Origin of the sequence: Tsukamurella pseudospumae (assembly GCF_001575195.1) — a bacterium.
In the GTDB taxonomy this organism is placed as follows: Bacteria; Actinomycetota; Actinomycetes; order Mycobacteriales; family Mycobacteriaceae; genus Tsukamurella; species Tsukamurella pseudospumae.
The window spans coordinates 155,025-172,166 of record NZ_LSRF01000058.1 but is presented as its reverse complement, the minus strand read 5'-3'; the positions used below and the strand labels follow the sequence as shown (position 1 = coordinate 172,166).

Here is a 17,142-nt window from a genome sequence, read left to right as displayed (position 1 = left end):
GGGTTGTCGGTCACTTCGTCTCCTCGGGCTCGAAGATCGTCGACCACGCCTCCCGGCTGGTCAGTTCGGGGTACGCGGCGCGGTAGCGCTGCTTCATCTCGTCGAAGCGGCGGTCCACCTCGCGGTGCACTGCCAGGCTCTCGCGCATGAGCGCGAACATCTTCTCCCGGTCGCGCTGCCGGTAGACCACGCCGCGGCCGTCGGCGGTGGTGACGGTCACCCCGTCGACCCTGCCCAGGCTGAACCAGCGCGCCTCGAGCGGCGGGTAGTTGGCCTGCGGCACCTCGTGACTCCGGGGATCAGCAGGACGCAGGTTGTTGCGCACGGCCTTGGCCAGCGTCGAGACCTTGGTCAGCGGGTTGGTCGGGATCCGGGTGCCGAACGCGGTCGCCGAGCCGGACGTGCGGGGCAGCTCGGTGGCGCTGGGCAGCACCACGGCGTCCGGGTACTCCTTGCGCATCGCGGCGATCTTCGGCAGCGCGGTGGGCAGCAGTTCGTGGAGCGCCTCGGGACCGCGCAGGAAGTCGCGCATCGCCTCGATCTGGATCGCGACGGTCGAGTACTCGAGGCACAGCAGGTGCTTCATCAGCGCCTTGATCGAGCTGGTCATGATGCCGCGGGTACTGCCCTCGTGATGGATCGCGGCGACGACCAGTCGGTTGCGCAGGTGGAAGTACGCCTGCCAGTCGATGGCGTCGTCCTTGTCGGACCAGGCCATGTGCCAGATCGCGATGCCGGGCACCGTCGCCGTCGGGTAGCCCGCCCGGGCGGCGCGCAGACCGTAGTCCCAGTCGTCCCACTTGATGAACAACGGCATCGGCAGGCCGATCTCCTCCGCGACGACGCGCGGGATCAGACACATCCACCAGCCGTTGCCGTCGACGTCGATGCGGCGATGCAGGTTCTTGCTGTTCTCCTTGTCCTTCAGGGGGTACTCGGAGAAGTCGTGGTCGTACTCGACGAAGGGCGCCGCGGTCCACATGAAGGCGTTCCGGTCGATGACCTCGCCCATGCAGTGCAGGTGACTGCGGTCCTGCAGGTTGAGCATCTGCCCGCCGACCAGCATCGGGGACTTCGCGAACCGGGCGAACGCCAGGGCCCGCAGGATCGAGTCCGGCTCGATCGCGATGTCGTCGTCCATGTACAGCACGTACGGGCTGTCGGTCAGCCGGAGCGCCTCGTACATGATGCGTCCGTAGCCGCCGGAGCCGCCGAGGTTGCCCTGCTCGAAGCGGTGGTAGCGCTCGCCCAGCGGGGCGATCGCGGCCTCGTAGTCCGGGTGGTCGATGACCTTCTTGTTGCCCTGGTCGGGCATGAGGACCGCGTCGATCACTTCGTCGACCAGCGGATCGCTGGTCAGGGCGGCGATCGCGGCGACGGCGTCGTCGGGCCGGTTGAAGGTGGGGATGCCGACGGTGACGCGCTTGGCCGGCAGGCCCTCCTCGCCGACGGTGGCGTACCAGGCGGCGGAGATGATCTCGGTGTCGCTGTCGGCGGTCACGTCGAACCAGATCCACCCGCCGTCCTCGAACGGGCCGAGGTCGGTGGCGAACTCGGCGACGCCGTAGCCGGTGGCGTCGGTCTGAACGAGCCCACCGCCCAGGGCGATGCGGGCACCGTCGACCTTGGAGCGGTAGAGGTCGACGCGGGCCGTGCCCTTGAGCTCGATCCGCAGGACCACGTCGGTGAGCACGGTCCAGCGGCGCCAGTAGGACGCGGGGAAGGCGTTGAAGTAGGTGGCGAAGCTGACCTCGGACTCGCCGGCGACGTTCAGCTGGGTGCGGGTGGGCGCGTGCGAGCGGCGCGAGTTGGTCTCGGCCTCCTCGATGTACAGCGAGCGCACGTCGAGGGGCTCGCCCGGGCGTGGCAGGATCACGCGCTGCAGAAGGGTTTTCGCCTGGTTCGTCACTGTGCCGTCTCCTCGGTGAGCGCGGCACCGGTTTCGAGATGCGGACGCAGGGTGTTGTCGAACATCGACAGCGCGCTGGCGATGGCCATGTGCATGTCGAGGTACTGGTAGGTGCCGAGGCGGCCGCCGAAGAGCACCTTGCGGTCCGCGGCCTCGGCCTTGGCCAGCGCCCGGTAGGCCGCGAGCATCTCGCGGTCCGACGGGGTGTTGATCGGGTAGTAGGGCTCGTCGTCGTCGTTCGCGAAGCGGCCGAACTCGCGCATGATCACGGTCTTGTCCGTGGGGTAGTCCCGCTCGGGGTGGAAGTGGCGGAACTCGTGGATGCGGGTGTACTGCACGTCCGCGTCGTTGTAGTTCATCACCGGGGTGCCCTGGAAGTCGCCGGTGGGCAGGACCTCGGTCTCGAAGTCCAGCGTGCGCCAGCCGAGGCGGCCGGCGGAGTAGTCGAAGTAGCGGTCCAGCGGGCCGGTGTAGACGATCGGGGCGTCCGGGGAGGCGGCGGTGAGCTCGTCGCGGACGTCGAACCAGTCGGTGTCCAGGCGCACGTCGATGAGGTCCGACGCGGCCATGTTCTCAAGCCACGCGGTGTACCCCTCGACGGGCAGGCCCTCGTGCGTGTCGTTGAAGTACCGGTTGTCGAAGTTGTAGCGCACGGGCAGGCGCGTGATGTTGCCCGCGGGCAGGTTCTTCGGGTCGGTCTCCCACTGCTTGGCCGTGTAGTGCTTGATGAAGGCCTCGTAGAGGGGTCGGCCGATCAGGCTGATCGCCTTCTCCTCGAAGTTCGCGGCGTCCTTGGAGTCGAACTCGGCGGCCTGCTCCTGGATCAGCGCCTTCGCCTCGTCGGGCGTGAAGTAGCGGCCGAAGAACTGGCTGACGAGGCCGAGGCCCAGCGGGAACTGGTAGGCCTGGCCCTTGTGCATCGCGAAGACGCGGTGCTGGTAGCCGGTGAAGTCGGTGAACTTGTTGACGTACTCCCACACCCGCTCGTTGGACGTGTGGAAGAGGTGCGCGCCGTACTTGTGGATCTCGATGCCGGTCTCGGGCTCCGCCTCGGAGTAGGCGTTGCCGCCGAGGTGGTGCCGGCGCTCGACGACGAGGACCCGCTTGCCCAGCTCAGCGGCCGTGCGCTCGGCGATGGTCAGGCCGAAGAAGCCGGAGCCGACGACGATGAGGTCATAGGACTGGGGAGAGGAGGTTGCCACGGACGTTCAGGGTACCGGCCGGACGGCGTCCATGACGCCACCCGGCCCGGCGCTGTGACCGAGGCCGGCCGGCGCCGGTTCCCCGGAGCCGGCCGCCACGGCCCTCGTCACTGCGGCGCGCCCGGCACCGTCGGGACGGCCAACGGGGTCGAGCCCGCGGCCGGAGCCGGAGCGGCGGGGGCGGCCGGGGTGGTCGGCACCGCCGGGGTGGCAGCGGCCGCGGGCGCCGACGGGGCCGCGGGCGCGGACGGGACGGCCGGGGTCGCCGCCGCGCTCGACGGTGCGCCGGGCGTCACCGGCACGGCGGGCACGCCGGACGCGGCACCGGTGGACGCCGGGTTGACTCCCAGCAGGTCGCCCCAGCCGGGGATCAGGTTGAGCAGCGGTAGCGGCGGCAGGCTCGGGGCGCCGCCGGACGCGAAGGCGGTGACCCAGTTGAGCAGCGTCGTGGGCGCCGCGACGCCCGAGGGCACCACCTGGGCGCCGTTCGCCTGCGTGTAGTAGATCGTGCCGTTCTGATACGACTGGAACATCGACCCGTCGGGGAAGGTGATCGGGTTCGAGACCGCCTTGCCCAGCGTGCCGGCCTCGCCGCCCGCACCGGCGTACGCGGCTTCGACCGCGGCCTTACCGGTCACGGCCTGCGCCACGGGCGCGACCGCGGAGGCGGCCGGCGGCCCGGGGATCCCCGGGATCACCGGCGCGGCGGGCGCGGTCGGGGCCGCCGCAGCGGCGGGGGCCGCCGGAGCAGCGGGCGTCGCGGGTGCGGCCGGGGCCGCGCCGGGCACCGTCGGGACGGCCGGTACGGCGGGTGCCGCTGTGACGGCGGACGCCGCTGCGGTCGCCGAACTGGCGGCCACAGGCGCGGACTGCGCGGCGTTCGGCGCGGTTGGGACCGGGTTGAAGGGGTCGACGGGGGCCGCCACGATCTGCCGGTCCACGACCTGCCCGGGGACCGGTGCCGGGGTGGAGCCCGACGGTGCGGTGCCCGCGCCGGGAGCGACGGGCGCGGGAGCCGCGCCGGGAGTGCTCGGGGCGCCGGAGGCGGGCGCCGCGGCCGGAGCCTGGCCGTCGATGGTGAACCAGTCCGAGCGCAGGCCCAGCTTCTTGCGGACGTCCGCGCCGGTCGCGGTGACGGTCTTGCCGGCACCGACGATCTCGACGGCCTCGACGCGGGCGGCCTGCGCCGACTGCGTCTTCGTCACGCGGATGGACTTGAACGTGCCGACGCCGAACTCCTGCGCGATCTTCGCCGTCGGGACCTTCTGCGTCCAGTTCCGGTAGGGCGAGACGACGTCGCCGTCGTCCTTGACGGCCGTGAAGTCGCCGCCCGCGGTGAAGCCGCCGGTGGAGCTGGAGAACTCGGTGGACACGGCGTAGCCGTTCTTCGCCATGACCAGGCCGGCGGTGCTCGCGACGGCCTTGTCGGTGCGCGGGTCCTCCTTCGAGGCGCCGCCGTAGACCTGGGAGTCCTGGGTGTCGTTGTACGTGTCGCCGCGCTTGGCGCCCTCGGCGAGCGCGTAGGACCGGGCGGCGATGGCCTGGGCGCGCAGGGCCTCGTAGCCGCCCTGATCCGCCCACTCGACCTTGCTCTCGACCGGGACCACACCGCGCAGGTAGTCCTCGATGTTGACGACGTTGAAGACCTTGCCGTCCTTCGCGGCGACCGCGCCGCGGTAGGTGGCGTTGGTGCCGCAGAACTTCAGGAGCTCGGCCGTCGGGCGGTTCGCGGCCGCGTTCAACGGGTTGATCGTGGCGTCCCCGGCCGGGACGGTCTTGACGACGGGGCCGCCGCAGCCGGTCGTGATGACGGCCTTGTCGCCGTCGATGCGCACGGCCTGGCCGGGCGCGACCTGCTGATCGCCGATCTTGGCGCCTGCCGGGGCGAGGACGTTCGCGGTCTTCTGCGTGGTGAGCTGCACGCGCACGGGCAGGTTCGTGTCCGCACGGGAGAGCTGGGAGCCGCCGTAGTAGTGCGCGACGATCTGCTCGGCCGTCCATCCGGACTTCGCGTAGCCGAAGGCGCCCCACTGGCCGAGTCCCCGGCCGTGGCCGTTGCCCTGACCGGTGAAGGTGACCTCGCTCCCCGCCGTGAGCTGCGGGTCGCGGACGATGTTCGTGGTGCTGAGCAGTGCCGCCGCGCCGCCCACGGCCAGTGCCGGGAGCATCGCCAGGGCGACGGTACGCCGTACGCGGCGGCGACGCGGGCCACCGTCGATCCATACGGGCATGGTTTCTCCTTAGCTCGACGCAGGTGAGCCGTGCCCGGACGGGACAAAGCTCAACGTGAGGTCGAGACTAACACCATCAACAACATTCGTCACGTAAGCAACATAAGTCACACAAGTCACACCAGGAGAGCAGACGGCTGGGGCGAATCGGGTGCGGGAGCCGATTGCTAGCGGTTTCGGCGGAAGGATCGCACGTCGCGATCACAGAAACGACTAGCAATCATCGGCGGCCGCGCCGGCGCCCCCAACCGGCCCGGCCGGACTTCGCACCGTCGGACTCCTTAGAACCAGCGCTCCAGGACCCGGGCCACCCCGTCGTCGAGGTTGGTGGCGGTGACGAGGTTCGCGGCGTCGAGGGCGACGGGGTGCGCGTTCGCCATCGCGACGCCGACCCCGGCCCAGCGGAGCATCTCCGAGTCGTTCGGCATGTCGCCGAAAGCGGCGGTGCGGACGTCGGCGGCGAGACCGAGGTGCTCCATCGCGGCGCGGATGCCCGTGGCCTTGGTGACCCCCGGCACGTGGAACTCGATGAGGCCGTTGTTGGTGGCGTAGGTGACATCGGCGACACCGTCGAGGTGCGGGACGATCCGGGCGGACATCTCGTCGGAGGTCATCCCCGGCTGCCGGACCAGGAGCTTCACGGCCGGGTGCGCGAGCACCTCCGCGTCGGCCGCGGCGACCGTGTCCGGCTCGAGCCAGGCGTGCTGGTACCCGGTGGACGCCGCGAACCGCGGGGTCGCGGAGTCGTGCTCGCCGCGGGCCACACGCTCGGCGGCGAAACCCGCGCCGGGGAGGTAGCGGCGGATCAGCTCTGCGACGGTGTCCAGCAGCTCCGGCGACATCAGCGACGCCGAGACGACCTGCGAGGTCGCGGTGTCGTAGAGCACCGCACCGTTCGCGCACACCGCGAGCGGCGCGAAGTCGAGCTGCGCGGCGATCGGGTCGACGGCGCGCGGCGGCCGCCCGGTGGCCAGCACGAAGTGCCCGCCCGACGCCTGCACGGCGTTCAGTGCGACGTGCGTGCGCAGGCTGATCCGCTCGTCGTCGTCGACCAGGGTCCCGTCGACGTCGCTCGCGACCAGAAGCGGGGCCGGGCCGAGGACGTCCAGCCCCGGCGCCTCGGGCACGGGCACGCCCGGCACCGTCGGGCGGACCGTCGAATCCCGGACGCCGAACTCGCTCCGGGCGCCGTCAGGCACCGTCGGCCTGCCGGTCCTCCCGGAGACGGCGACGCTCGTCGAGGTCGGCGGCGTCCATCGCGTCGGCCTCCTCCAACGTCGGCGCGGTGCCGCCGAGGCGCGCGGGCACCCAGGGCTCACCCTGCGGATGCGGGCCGTACAGGTCCTGCAACTGCAGCAGCATGGCCTGCATCGACTCCTTGAGCCGCGCGGTCAGCTCCTCGGGCGGCCCGACGGGGTCGAGCGGATCGCACACGCCGATGACGATGCGGAACTTGTTGCGACCGAGCTTCTTGGGCAGGCCCTTGGTCCAGATCTGCTGGGCTCCCCAGACCACGACGGGGATGACCGGCACGCCGGCCTCGATCGCCATCCGGGCCGCGCCGGACTTGAAGCCCTTGAGCTCGAAGCTGCGACTGTGGGTGGCCTCGGGGTACACGCCGACGAGCTCGCCGGACTTCAGCGCCGCGACCGCCGCGGCGTACGCGTCGGCACCGGCCTCGCGGTCGACGGGGATGTGGCGCAGCGCCCGCATGATCGGCCCCGACGTGGAGTTGTCGAAGACCTCCTTCTTCGCCATGAACCGCACCTTGCGCCGGCCGGCGGCGTAGGCGGGCTTCCCGGCGAAGGGGAAGTCGAGGTAGCCGGTGTGATTGATGGCGACCACAGCCCCGCCCGTGCGGGGGAACTTATGGAAGTCCACCTCGGTGAACTTGATGCCTTGGAAGGCCCACATACCGCGGGCAACTTCGAGAATCGTTCCGTAGACGGGTTCCACACGGCAAGAGTAACCGTGGCCACGTCTGCGCGGTGCCGCAGCCGAGGAGTCGGCGCTCCCATTACGCTGTACTGGTCAGTGAAACAGGCGAAAGGCTTCACCGTGCAGGTCACCAGCGTCGGGCACGCGGGTTTCCACATCTCCACCGCCGCAGGCACCATCCTGTGTGACCCGTGGGTGAACCCCGCGTACTTCGGGTCGTGGTTCCCGTTCCCGGACAACACGCAGCTGGACTGGAAGACACTCGGCGACGTCGACTACCTCTACGTCTCCCACCTGCACCGCGACCACTTCGACGCGAAGAACCTGGCCGAGAACGTCAGCAAGGACGCCACCGTCCTGCTACCGGACTACCCCGTGCCGGACCTGCGGCGCGAGCTGGAGAAGCTGGGCTTCACGAAGTTCTTCGAGACGCAGGACTCGGTGAAGCACACGATCAGCGGGCCCAAGGGCGACCTGGACGTGATGATCATCGCGCTGCGAGCACCCGCGGACGGCCCCATCGGCGACTCCGGCCTCGTCGTCTCCGACGGCGAGACGGTGCTGTTCAACATGAACGACGCCCGCCCCGTCGACATGGAGGTGCTCGACGAGTTCGGCGGCATCGACGTGCACCTGCTGCAGTACTCGGGTGCCATCTGGTACCCGATGGTCTACGACATGCCCAAGGGCTCCAAGCGCCGCTTCGCCGAGCAGAAGCGCCAGCGCGGCATGGACCGCGCCCGCAGCTACGTCGACCAGGTGGCCGGCACCTGGGTCGTGCCCTCGGCCGGCCCGCCCGCCTTCCTCGACCCGGAGCTGCGCTACCTCAACGACGAGGGCCGGGTGGACCGCGAGAGCATCGGCGGCGACCCGTCGAACATCTTCCCGGACCAGATCACCTTCCTCGAGCAGATGAAGAGCAACGGGAACGATGGCGGACTGCTGTTCATCCCCGGTACCGTCGGCGAGTTCCGCGGCAAGGAACTCGTTGCACTGACCCACCCGGTCTCCGAGGCCGAGGTGATGGACATCTTCGAGAACAAGACGGCCTACCTCGACGCCTTCGCGGCGCGCCAGGCCCCGGTCCTGGAGGCCGAGAAGGCCACCTGGGCACCCGACGACGGGGTGCCGCTGCTGGGCGCGCTCAAAGCCAAGTTCGAGCCGATCATGCAGGCGTCGGCGCTGATCAGCGACGGGATCGGCTACGCGGTCGGGCTGGAGATGGCCTCGCCCGACGGTGCCGTTGAGACCGTGGTGCTCGACTTCCCGACGCGCACCGTCCGGGCCCCGCAGGAGGGCGACGGCAAGTACCGCTACGGCTTCCGCATCGCCGCCGAGCTGGTGCGCACCGTGCTCCGCGACGACGAGCCGGACTGGGTGAACACGATCTTCCTGTCGACGCGGTTCACCACGTGGCGCATCGGCGGCTACAACGAGTTCCTCTACACCTTCTTCAAGTGCCTCACCGACGAGCGGATCGCCTACGCCGACGGCTGGTTCTCCGAGGCGCACGACGACACCGCGTCGACCGAGCTGGACGGCTGGGAGGTGCAGCGCCGCTGCCCGCACCTCAAAGCGGACCTGTCGACCTTCGGTGTGGTCGACGGCGGCAAGCTCACCTGCAACCTGCACGGCTGGCAGTGGGACCTCGAGTCGGGCCGCTGCCTGACCTCCAGCGGCCACGAGATCCGCGCGAAGAAGCTGACATGAGCGGGCAGAATCCGAACCGGCGGCCGCCGAGCAACCGGCAGCGCGTCGAGGACTACTACGGCGTCCACGACACGGGCATGGGCTCGCGCCCGGCACCCCCTCCCGCTCCGAGTGGCCCGACGGTCCCGCCCACTCCCCCGACGGTGCCGCCCCGCCCGTCCGGCACACCCCCGCAGGGCCAGGTCCCGCCGGCGCCGCGGCGTCCGCGGGTGATCCCGCCGCCGGAGGTCCAGGTCGCCGCGCAGGAGGCTGCGCGCGCCGCGGCGGGCGCACCGCCGCAGGCACCGGGTTCGCCGTCGGTCCCGCCCACGGGGGCGCCGTCGGCCCCGCAGCCCGGCGGTCAGGCGCCCGAGGCGAGAGCCGGCAAGCCCGACCCACTGACGGACCCGCTGACCTCCGAAACCTTCCAGGGCGTGCAGCAGGCGTCGGACACCTTCGACACGGGTGTCGTGGGCGGCTTCGGCTACAGCGCCACCACCGGCCCGCAGACGGCGTCGAACACCTCCGCGACCGCCTTCGACGGGGGCTTCGATCAGTTCGCGCCGCCCCGGTTCGAGCCGCGCGCCGAGGGCCGCACGGAGGACCTCTGGGCCGAGCCCGTCGCGTCCTCGCCCGACGGTGCCGACCAGACCTTCGAGGCCACGTTCGCCCCGCACGACGAGCCTGTGGCCGAGACTCTCGACGAGCCGGACGATTCGTACATCGACGTCGAGGTGGTCGACGTGGAAGTGCACGCGCACGAGGCGCCGGAATCTGCTGCGGATGTGGCGGCGGACGTACCTGCGGATGCTGCGGCTGATCTCGACGAGGACGCCGTGGCCGACATCGACGAGGAGCCGGTCCCGGCGTACGAGTCGGAGATCCGGGACGGCGAGGTGCCCGAAGCGGAGGTGCAGCACGCGGAGTTCGTGGATCATGAGCACGACGCGGACGAGTCCGACGCGGACGACACGGGGGACGCGGACGCCGACGAGGAGTCCGTCGCGGCCGAGGCTGCGGCTGCGGCTGAGGAGGCTGCAACTGCCGAGGAGCCGGCGCAGCCGGTGTTCCGCGAGCCGCTCGCGATCGATCCGTTCCCGTACACCCAGATCGATGAGACCTACGTCGACGCCGAAACCCTGCACACGCTGCAGGCCCAGCACGAGCCGAAGGAACCCGGTGACATGACCGAATTCAACGAGTCCCTGACCGAAGCGATGAACATCGACGGCGCGCTGGGCGTCGCGCTGGTCGACGCGCAGAGCGGCATGGCGCTGGCCACGGCGGGCGAACCGTCGAGTTTCAATCTCGAGGTGGCTGCTGCGGGCAACTCCGCGCTGGTCCAGGCCATGGGTCGCACGCTCGGCGACATGGACCTCGACGATCACATCGAGGACATCCTCATCACGCTCGGCACGCAGTACCAGATCGTTCGCCCTATCAACCAGGGCTCCGACGACCTGTTCCTCTACCTGGTGCTGGACCGCTCGCGCGCGAACCTCGCGATGGCCCGCTTCCGCCTGACCAAGCTCGCGGAGCAGATCGAGGTCTGATCCGGCGCGGCCCGTCGGTCCGTGGGTCGGGCGCGGCCCCCAAGGGCCTGCCGGTCAGGCCGCGCGGGCGTCGTCGAGGCGGGTCGTGCCGAGCGGGTTACGCCCCAGCGCCACCCGTGCCCGCAGGTCGACGAGGTAGGCGCGGTAGAGCAGGCTGCCCGGGAACACCCGATCCGCCACGCCGACGAGGCGCATGAGCCGCTCGAGTCGGCGCTGCTCGGCGTCGCTCCACGACCAGCCCATCGCCTCCCGGATGCGGGGGTGGACGGTGCCGCGGGTGAAGAAGTTGTACGGCCGGCCGAGCAGCGCGGCGAGCGCGACGCCGATCGGGCCCCACGGCTCGCGGACGAACCGCAGCGTGGCGAGGTCGTCGAGGTAGTCGCGGACCTCGGGGGCGATCTCGACGTCGTCGAGCGACTTCTCCCAGTAGGCGGTGAAATCCACCCAGGTCTGCGGCCACTCCTCGGCGGTCACGTTCACGCCCGTCGCGAGCACGGAGGCCTCGACGGTGAGCCGGTCCAACACGGGCTCGTCGAGCGGGCCGTGCACCAGCTCGTACTGGTCGACGTAGTAGTAGAACAGGCACGCCGCGACCCAGAGCTGCAGTTTCCGGGAGTTGCCGCTGTAGCGGACGGGGCTGTCGTCCGTGGAGTAGACGTGCGAATGCACCTCCGCGATGGCCCGGCGATACACCGACCGATCCCGCTCCGAGCCGTACAGCGCGACGGCCAGGTACTGCGTCGTCGTCCGGGCCCGCTTGAGCGGCCGGTCGACCACCCGGCCCGACGCCACTCGACTCTCCTCGACCCCGTGCCCGACTCCCGGGATCGCGAGCTGCATCACGACATTGGCCGCGTTGTTCGACAGCCCCGCCAGGGTCACGAGATCGTCCAGGGTCTCCGGCGTCCGCCGCCGCATGCGATAGATCTTCGTCATGAACCTATCGTGAACCACATCACACGCGATAGCAAGAGTTTGAGAACATTCATTTATATCAAGGTGATCGGGATGACCCAGCGTCGCTTGTCATCAACCCTTTCCAGCGACACTCGGATCCTGTCCACAATGGACACCACGTCCGAATCGGACAGGAATCGAGAGTCGACAGCGCGAGCCGACCCACATGACGCGCCGGCATTCGCGATCTAACATTCAAGAGTGACGTACACGTACAACGCCCTGCCGCACCCGGATCTCCCGCCCGCGTCGCCGATACCCCCGGCGCCACCGGCCTCCATCGTCCGCCACCGGCTGTGGGGTCTTGATCTGGCGATCGCGATCGCGACGATCGTGGGTCAGATCGCGATCTGGGTACCACTACTCACTGCGCAGGACATGAACCGACTGTCGATGAGCGCCGGACTGTTCATGACGGTCGGCCTCGCGCTGGGCGGTTCGACGTTCGGCGCGTGGCTCGTCCGCTGCGTCGTGCTCCTCGCCCAACGGACTGTGAGCGTCTGGTACGTCGTCGCCCCGACCGTGGTCGTCGTCCTCGGCGTGCTCGCGATGGCAGTCGGAGTGGCACAGCAGATCTAGCCACCCACGAAGGCACTACGGGCGCAGCACGTCCGTCCCGATGAACGGCTGCAGCGCTGCGGGGACGCGCACCGAACCGTCGGGCTGCTGGTGGTTCTCCCAGATCGCGACGAGCCAGCGCGTGGTGGCCAGAGTGCCGTTCAACGTGGCCGCGATCTGCGGCCTACCGTCGGAATCGCGGTACCGAATGCCCAGGCGACGGGCCTGGAAGGTGGTGCAGTTCGACGTCGACGTGAGCTCGCGGTAGCGGCCCTGCGACGGCACCCAGGCCTCGCTGTCGAACTTCCGCGCCGCCGACGAGCCCAGGTCGCCCGCGGCCACGTCGATCACCCGGTAGGGCACCTCGACGGCCGCGAGCATCTCCTTCTCCCAGTTCAGCAGGCGCTGGTGCTCGGCCTCCGCGTCCTCCGGCTTGCAATAGACGAACATCTCGATCTTGTCGAACTGGTGCACACGGATGATGCCGCGCGTGTCCTTGCCGTACGAGCCGGCCTCGCGCCGGAAGCAGCTCGACTGCGCGGCGTAGCGGACGGGACCGTCGGACAGGTCGAGGATCTCGTCCATGTGGTACCCGGCCAGGGGCACCTCCGAGGTGCCGACCAGGTACAGGTCGTCGGCCTCGAGGCGGTAGATCTCGTCGGCGTGCGCGCCGAGGAAGCCGGTGCCGGCCATGACCTCGGGCTTGACCAGCACGGGCGGGATCATCAGCGTGAAGCCGTTCGCCACGGCCTTCTGCACCGCGAGCTGCAGCAGCGCCATCTGGAACAGCGCGCCGTGGCCCTTCATGAAGTAGAACCGTGAGCCCGAGACCTTGGCGCCGCGCTCCATGTCGAGCAGGCCCAGCCCCTCGGCGAGCTCGAGGTGGTCCTTCGGGTTCTCGATCTCCGGGATCTCGCCCACGTGCTCGAGCACCACGAAGTCGTCCTCGCCGCCGGCGGGCACGCCGTCGATGATGATGTTGCCGATCTTGCGCGCAACCTCGTCGAAGGCCTCGTCCGCGCGGGTCTGCTCGGCCTCGGCCTCCTTGACGCGCGCGGCGAGCTCGCCGGCCGCGGCGACGAGGGCCTTGCGATCCTCGGGGGCCGCCTTGCCGATCGATTTCGACGAGGCCTTGTGCTCGGCCCGCAGGGTGTCGGCCGCCAGCACCGCGGCCCGACGGTCCGCGTCCGCGGACAGCAGGGCGTCGACCAGCGCCGGATCCTCTCCACGGGCGCGCTGCGAGGCGCGTACACGGTCGGGGTTCTCGCGTACCAGCTTGACGTCGATCACGAGGGCCAGCCTATTACGGCACCGTCGCCCCACCCCAATTGATATCCGCGCGCCCGGCCCGGCCCGGGCCAGGCATGATGGGAGGTGATGGCCGACGACACCGATCCCCAGCCCGAGACCGCCCCTGCGCAGAAGAGCCGTGCGGGCGCGTGGACCGTGCGCGCCGTTCTGGCCGCGCTGATCGTGGGCGCCGTCGCGATCGGCGGCGTGCTGTTCCTCACCGGCGCATTCGAACCGAAGAACGAGGAGAAGGCGCCGCGGCTCGCGGCGAGCGGTACGGTCCTCGCCCGGTCGAAGCCGGGTACGTGCCTGACCTGGGACAAGGACCCGACGACGATGGCGCCCGTCGACTGCCTCGAGTCGCACAAGTTCGAGGTCGCGGGTGAGCCCGCGCGCACGCTGCCCGAGAATGCGCCGTATCCCACGGAATCGGCGATTGCGGCGCAGCGCGACCAGCTCTGCCCGCCCGTGGTCACCGAGTACCTGGGCAAGCGGCTCGACCCGATGGGCCGGTTCCAGACGAATCTGCTCACCGCCGGCCAGAAGGCGTGGGAGTCGGGCGATCGCACGATGCGCTGCGGCATCCAGGTGGCCGACGGTGCCGGTAACGCGCTCGAGACCAAGGGCAAGGTGGTCAACCAGGACCAGTCGCTGACCTGGCCGCCCGGCACGTGCATCGGCCTGAGCGATCGCGGAAAGCCGACCGGCCCCGTCGAGTGCACGAAGCCGCACGCCCTCGAGGTCACGTCCGTGATCGACCTGCGGCAGGCCTTCCCGGACGCGTCGTGGCCCACGAAGCAGCAGCAGGAGGACTACCTGGGCCGGATCTGCCCGTCGCGCACGACGGGGTGGTTCGGGTCGCAGGACGGGCTGCGCAAGTCCGGGCTGCAGCTGGCGTGGAACACGCTGTCGCAGCCGTCGTGGACCGCGGGTTCCCGCTCGGTGATCTGCTTCCTGGCGTCGTCGAAGGACACCGTGACGTACACGCCGATCACCGGCTCGGCGAAGTCCCCCGGCCTGCTCATCGACGGCAAGCCGCCCGTCATGCCGACCTTCCCCGGCGCGAAGCCGGCCGAGCCCTCGACCGGACCGAGGTAGCCGTGCACGTCTCGCGCCGTGCGTTCCAGGAGTGGGTGTCCGACGCCCTCGACGACGTTCCGCCCGAGCTCGCGACGGCGATGGACAACGTGGTGGTGCTGGTCCGCGACCGCAACGAGGACGAGCCGACGCTGCTCGGCCTGTACGAGGGCATCGCGCTCACCGAGCGGGACTGGAATTACGTCGGCACCCTGCCGGACACCATCACGATCTACCGTGAGGCACTGATGGACATCTGCGACACCGAGGAGCAGCTCCGGCGCGAGATCCGCGTGACGGTACTGCACGAGATCGGCCATCATTTCGGTATCGACGACCACCGACTCCACGAGCTGGGCTGGGCCTGACATGCCGACCCCGCACAACTCCGCCGCCCCGGGCGACTACGCCTCCGCCGTCCTCATGCCCGGCGACCCGCGCCGCGCCCGCCGGATCGCGGAGACCCTCTTCGACGACGCCCGCCTCGTCAACGAGGTCCGCGGTATGGAGGCCTACACGGGAACCGTGGGCGGGCGGCCGATCTCGGTGATGGGCTCGGGCATGGGCCTGCCCACCATGACGATCTACGCGACGGAGTTGTACCGCGAGTACGGCGTGCGGCGCATCATCCGGGTGGGAACCTCCGGCGGCTACCAGGACGACATATCGCTCGGCGACGTGATCATCGCGACTGCTGCGCACACGGATTCGGCGATCAACGACCCTCGCATCCCCGGCGTGCGCTTCGCGCCCGCGGCGTCGTACCCGCTGCTCCGCGCCGCCGCGGACGCCGCCGAACGCGCCGGCACGACGGTGCGCGTGGGCCCGGTCTACTCCTCGGACCACTTCTACCTGGCTCGCCCGGGCCTGCATGAGGGCCTGCGCGATCACGGTGTGCTCGGCGTCGACATGGAGACGGCCGCGTTGTACGCCGTCGCCGCCGCGGAGGGCCGCGAGGCGCTGACCGTCCTGACGGTGACCGATCACATGTTCCGCGACGAGGCGCTGCCGCCCGAGGACCGCGAGAACGGCTTCGCCGCCGCAGCAGCCATCGCGATCGAGGCCGCGTTCAGCTGATGGGCTCTAGCCCATCGGGTCCAGATGCGACGGTGCGTCGGCCCAGCTGACGAGCTCCCAAGCGCCGTCGTCGACCGGCCGGAGCACGATCTCGCCGGTGTTCGGCAGGTGGTGCTTGTGCGCGTAGGCACCGTCGACCCCGGACAGGCGGAAGCCGACGAGCCGGATGGCGGCGCCGTGGCTGACCAGGTAGGCGTCGCCGTGCGGAAGATGCTCGGTGCGGATGGCGTCCACGGCGGGCAGGTAGCGGGCGAGCAGATCGTCGGCGGACTCGCCGCCGGGCATCGCCGCCGTGGATTCGCCCGTGTACCAGCGCTTCACGACGTCCTGGAAGACCGCGATCGAGTCCTCGTCGTTGAACCCCTCCAGGTCGCCGGCCTGCACCTCGTGCACCCCGTCGACCACTGCCGTCGGCACGCCCCACGCCTCGGCGATGTGCCCGGCGGTCTGCTGCGCGCGCCGTGCGACGGAGCTCAGCAGAACGGGCCGCGCGCCTGTGCCGCGCGCGCTCGGCCGCGCGGCGCCGAACGCCCGCGCCTGGTCCACACCCTCGGGCGTCAGCGGGGCGCCCGGCGGGCGGGTGTCGAGGATCCGTGCCACGTTCGCGGTGGTCTGGCCGTGCCGGACCAGGTGCAACAACCCCGTCATCGCTCACCCCTGCGCAGCCCGTCGAACCAGACCTCGGAGTCGCCCGGGTCGACGGGGGCCGTCCCCGGCCCGCCCGGCCGGGGCCAGGACCCCAGGAATCGGAGCTCGTCGCACACCCGGTGCAGGGCGCGCAGCGCCTCCCCCACCGCGGGGTCGTCGATGTGGCCGACGCAGTCGAAGTGGAAGACGTAGCTACCGAACACGGTCCGCTTCGGTCTCGACTCGATGCGGGTGAGATCGACACCGCGCAGGGCGAACTCGGCCATCGCGAGCGCGAGCGAACCGGGCCTGCTGGGCACGTCGATCACCACGGCCGTGCAGTCGCTCCCGGTGCGCGCCGGCGCCGGACCGGGCTTGCCGCACAACACGAACCGGGTGCGGGCGTCCGCCACGTCCGCCACGCCCGTCGCGACCTCGGGTACGTCGTACATCCGCGCGGCGAGCGCGGTGGTCACGCCCGCGTCGACGCGATCCTCGGCGACGTCGAGAGCGGCGGCGGCGTTGGAGGCGGCCGGAACCACCTGCGCCTGCGGCATGTTCACCGCCAGCCAGGCCCGGACCTGCGCGGCGGCCACGGGGTAGGCGCCCACCGTGCGCGCCTGCGCGAGCGGCACCCGCGAGGCGATCGAGAAGGCGACCGCGAGGTCGGTCTCGGCGAAGATCTGTAGCGGCGCACCGAAGCCCAGCGCGTCCAGCGTGGGCGTCACGGGTCCCTCGACGGACGACTCGATGGGCACGCAGGCGAGGTCGGCGGCACCGTCGGAAACCATCTGGAGGGCGGCCACCTGACTGGGGGCACTGATCCGCTCGGCCCCCACGAGATCGAACCCGGGCACCGACATCGCCCCCCGCGCTGCGAGGTCCTGGCACTGGAGCAGCGCCATCTCGGTGAAGGTTCCCTCGGGTCCGAAGTAGGCGATGCGGGTCACGCCACGAGCCTAGCCGAGAGCGTCCACCGTCCGCGGTGGTCGACCCGTCCACGATTCAGTATAGTCATTCCGTTCTTGCAGAAA

At 70.5% G+C, this 17,142-nt stretch carries 15 protein-coding genes; 6 read left to right on the top strand and 9 right to left on the bottom strand.

The window, feature by feature from the left end; genetic code table 11:
• Positions 1–10: 10 nt before the first annotated feature.
• The 5 genes from AXK60_RS19295 to AXK60_RS19275 all read right to left on the bottom strand — a co-directional run bounded on the left by AXK60_RS19295 (position 11) and on the right by AXK60_RS19275 (position 7,298).
• Entirely contained in the window at positions 11–1,909 is a 1,899-nt protein-coding gene (locus tag AXK60_RS19295) for a glycosyltransferase (RefSeq protein WP_068573617.1), read from the bottom strand.
• A complete protein-coding gene (gene glf / locus AXK60_RS19290) occupies positions 1,906–3,111 on the bottom strand; it encodes a UDP-galactopyranose mutase (RefSeq protein WP_068573616.1) in 1,206 nt (401 codons plus the stop codon). The genes AXK60_RS19295 and glf overlap by 4 nt, the downstream gene beginning before the upstream one ends.
• 107 nt (positions 3,112–3,218) lie before the next feature.
• Complete coding sequence (locus AXK60_RS27845) at positions 3,219–5,342, bottom strand: SpoIID/LytB domain-containing protein (protein ID WP_082778129.1); 2,124 nt, start codon at positions 5,340–5,342, stop codon at positions 3,219–3,221.
• Between the two features lie 281 nt (positions 5,343–5,623).
• Positions 5,624–6,451 carry an HAD family hydrolase gene (locus AXK60_RS19280; RefSeq protein WP_068575239.1) on the bottom strand — a complete coding sequence of 276 codons (828 nt, stop codon included), beginning with the start codon at positions 6,449–6,451 and terminating at the stop codon, positions 5,624–5,626.
• An 82-nt stretch (positions 6,452–6,533) separates the two neighbouring features.
• Positions 6,534–7,298 carry a lysophospholipid acyltransferase family protein gene (locus tag AXK60_RS19275; RefSeq protein WP_068573614.1) on the bottom strand — a complete coding sequence of 255 codons (765 nt, stop codon included), beginning with the start codon at positions 7,296–7,298 and terminating at the stop codon, positions 6,534–6,536.
• 102 nt (positions 7,299–7,400) lie between these two features.
• On the opposite strand from AXK60_RS19275, the gene AXK60_RS19270 reads away from it, so the two are divergent.
• A complete protein-coding gene (locus tag AXK60_RS19270; RefSeq protein ID WP_068575238.1) occupies positions 7,401–8,990 on the top strand; it encodes a Rieske 2Fe-2S domain-containing protein in 1,590 nt (529 codons plus the stop codon).
• A complete protein-coding gene (locus AXK60_RS27685) occupies positions 8,987–10,522 on the top strand; it encodes a roadblock/LC7 domain-containing protein (RefSeq protein ID WP_231855517.1) in 1,536 nt (511 codons plus the stop codon). The genes AXK60_RS19270 and AXK60_RS27685 overlap by 4 nt, the downstream gene beginning before the upstream one ends.
• Positions 10,523–10,576: 54 nt before the next feature.
• On the opposite strand, the gene AXK60_RS19260 is transcribed toward AXK60_RS27685, so the two are convergent.
• Positions 10,577–11,458: an oxygenase MpaB family protein gene (locus AXK60_RS19260; protein WP_068573613.1), complete on the bottom strand. Its 882-nt coding sequence runs from the start codon at positions 11,456–11,458 to the stop codon at positions 10,577–10,579.
• 222 nt (positions 11,459–11,680) lie between these two features.
• Here AXK60_RS19260 and AXK60_RS19255 point away from each other — a divergent pair, with 222 nt between their 5' ends.
• Complete coding sequence (locus AXK60_RS19255; RefSeq protein WP_068573612.1) at positions 11,681–12,058, top strand: hypothetical protein; 378 nt, start codon at positions 11,681–11,683, stop codon at positions 12,056–12,058.
• A gap of 15 nt (positions 12,059–12,073) precedes the next feature.
• On the opposite strand, the gene serS is transcribed toward AXK60_RS19255, so the two are convergent.
• Positions 12,074–13,327: a serine--tRNA ligase gene (serS, locus tag AXK60_RS19250; RefSeq protein WP_068573611.1), complete on the bottom strand. Its 1,254-nt coding sequence runs from the start codon at positions 13,325–13,327 to the stop codon at positions 12,074–12,076.
• Positions 13,328–13,414: 87 nt separating this feature from the next.
• Between serS and AXK60_RS19245 the strand changes: the two genes are divergently transcribed.
• Genes AXK60_RS19245 through deoD form a run of 3 tightly spaced genes read left to right on the top strand, consistent with a single transcriptional unit; the run spans position 13,415 to position 15,481 of the window.
• Entirely contained in the window at positions 13,415–14,425 is a 1,011-nt protein-coding gene (locus tag AXK60_RS19245; RefSeq protein WP_068573610.1) for a septum formation family protein, read from the top strand.
• Positions 14,426–14,427: 2 nt separating this feature from the next.
• Complete coding sequence (locus AXK60_RS19240) at positions 14,428–14,772, top strand: metallopeptidase family protein (protein ID WP_068573609.1); 345 nt, start codon at positions 14,428–14,430, stop codon at positions 14,770–14,772.
• Position 14,773: 1 nt separating this feature from the next.
• Positions 14,774–15,481, top strand: coding sequence for a purine-nucleoside phosphorylase (gene deoD / locus AXK60_RS19235; RefSeq protein ID WP_068573608.1), 708 nt, complete (start codon positions 14,774–14,776; stop codon positions 15,479–15,481).
• 6 nt (positions 15,482–15,487) lie between these two features.
• Here deoD and AXK60_RS19230 read toward each other — a convergent pair whose 3' ends face one another.
• Both AXK60_RS19230 and pheA read right to left on the bottom strand, forming a co-directional pair.
• Entirely contained in the window at positions 15,488–16,129 is a 642-nt protein-coding gene (locus AXK60_RS19230) for a histidine phosphatase family protein (RefSeq protein WP_068573607.1), read from the bottom strand.
• A complete protein-coding gene (gene pheA / locus AXK60_RS19225) occupies positions 16,126–17,058 on the bottom strand; it encodes a prephenate dehydratase (RefSeq protein ID WP_068573606.1) in 933 nt (310 codons plus the stop codon). The genes AXK60_RS19230 and pheA overlap by 4 nt, the downstream gene beginning before the upstream one ends.
• Between the last annotated feature and the right edge of the window lie 84 nt (positions 17,059–17,142).

What these genes read in the sequence shown, in the direction of transcription:
- AXK60_RS27845 (WP_082778129.1), bottom strand. Translation starts at nt 5,342, where the DNA reads ATGCCCGTATGGATCGACGGTGGCCCGCGTCGCCGCCGCGTACGGCGT.
- AXK60_RS27685 (WP_231855517.1), top strand. Translation starts at nt 8,987, where the DNA reads ATGAGCGGGCAGAATCCGAACCGGCGGCCGCCGAGCAACCGGCAGCGC.
- AXK60_RS19260 (WP_068573613.1), bottom strand. Translation starts at nt 11,458, where the DNA reads ATGACGAAGATCTATCGCATGCGGCGGCGGACGCCGGAGACCCTGGAC.
- AXK60_RS19245 (WP_068573610.1), top strand. Translation starts at nt 13,415, where the DNA reads ATGGCCGACGACACCGATCCCCAGCCCGAGACCGCCCCTGCGCAGAAG.
- deoD (WP_068573608.1), top strand. Translation starts at nt 14,774, where the DNA reads ATGCCGACCCCGCACAACTCCGCCGCCCCGGGCGACTACGCCTCCGCC.
- AXK60_RS19230 (WP_068573607.1), bottom strand. Translation starts at nt 16,129, where the DNA reads ATGACGGGGTTGTTGCACCTGGTCCGGCACGGCCAGACCACCGCGAAC.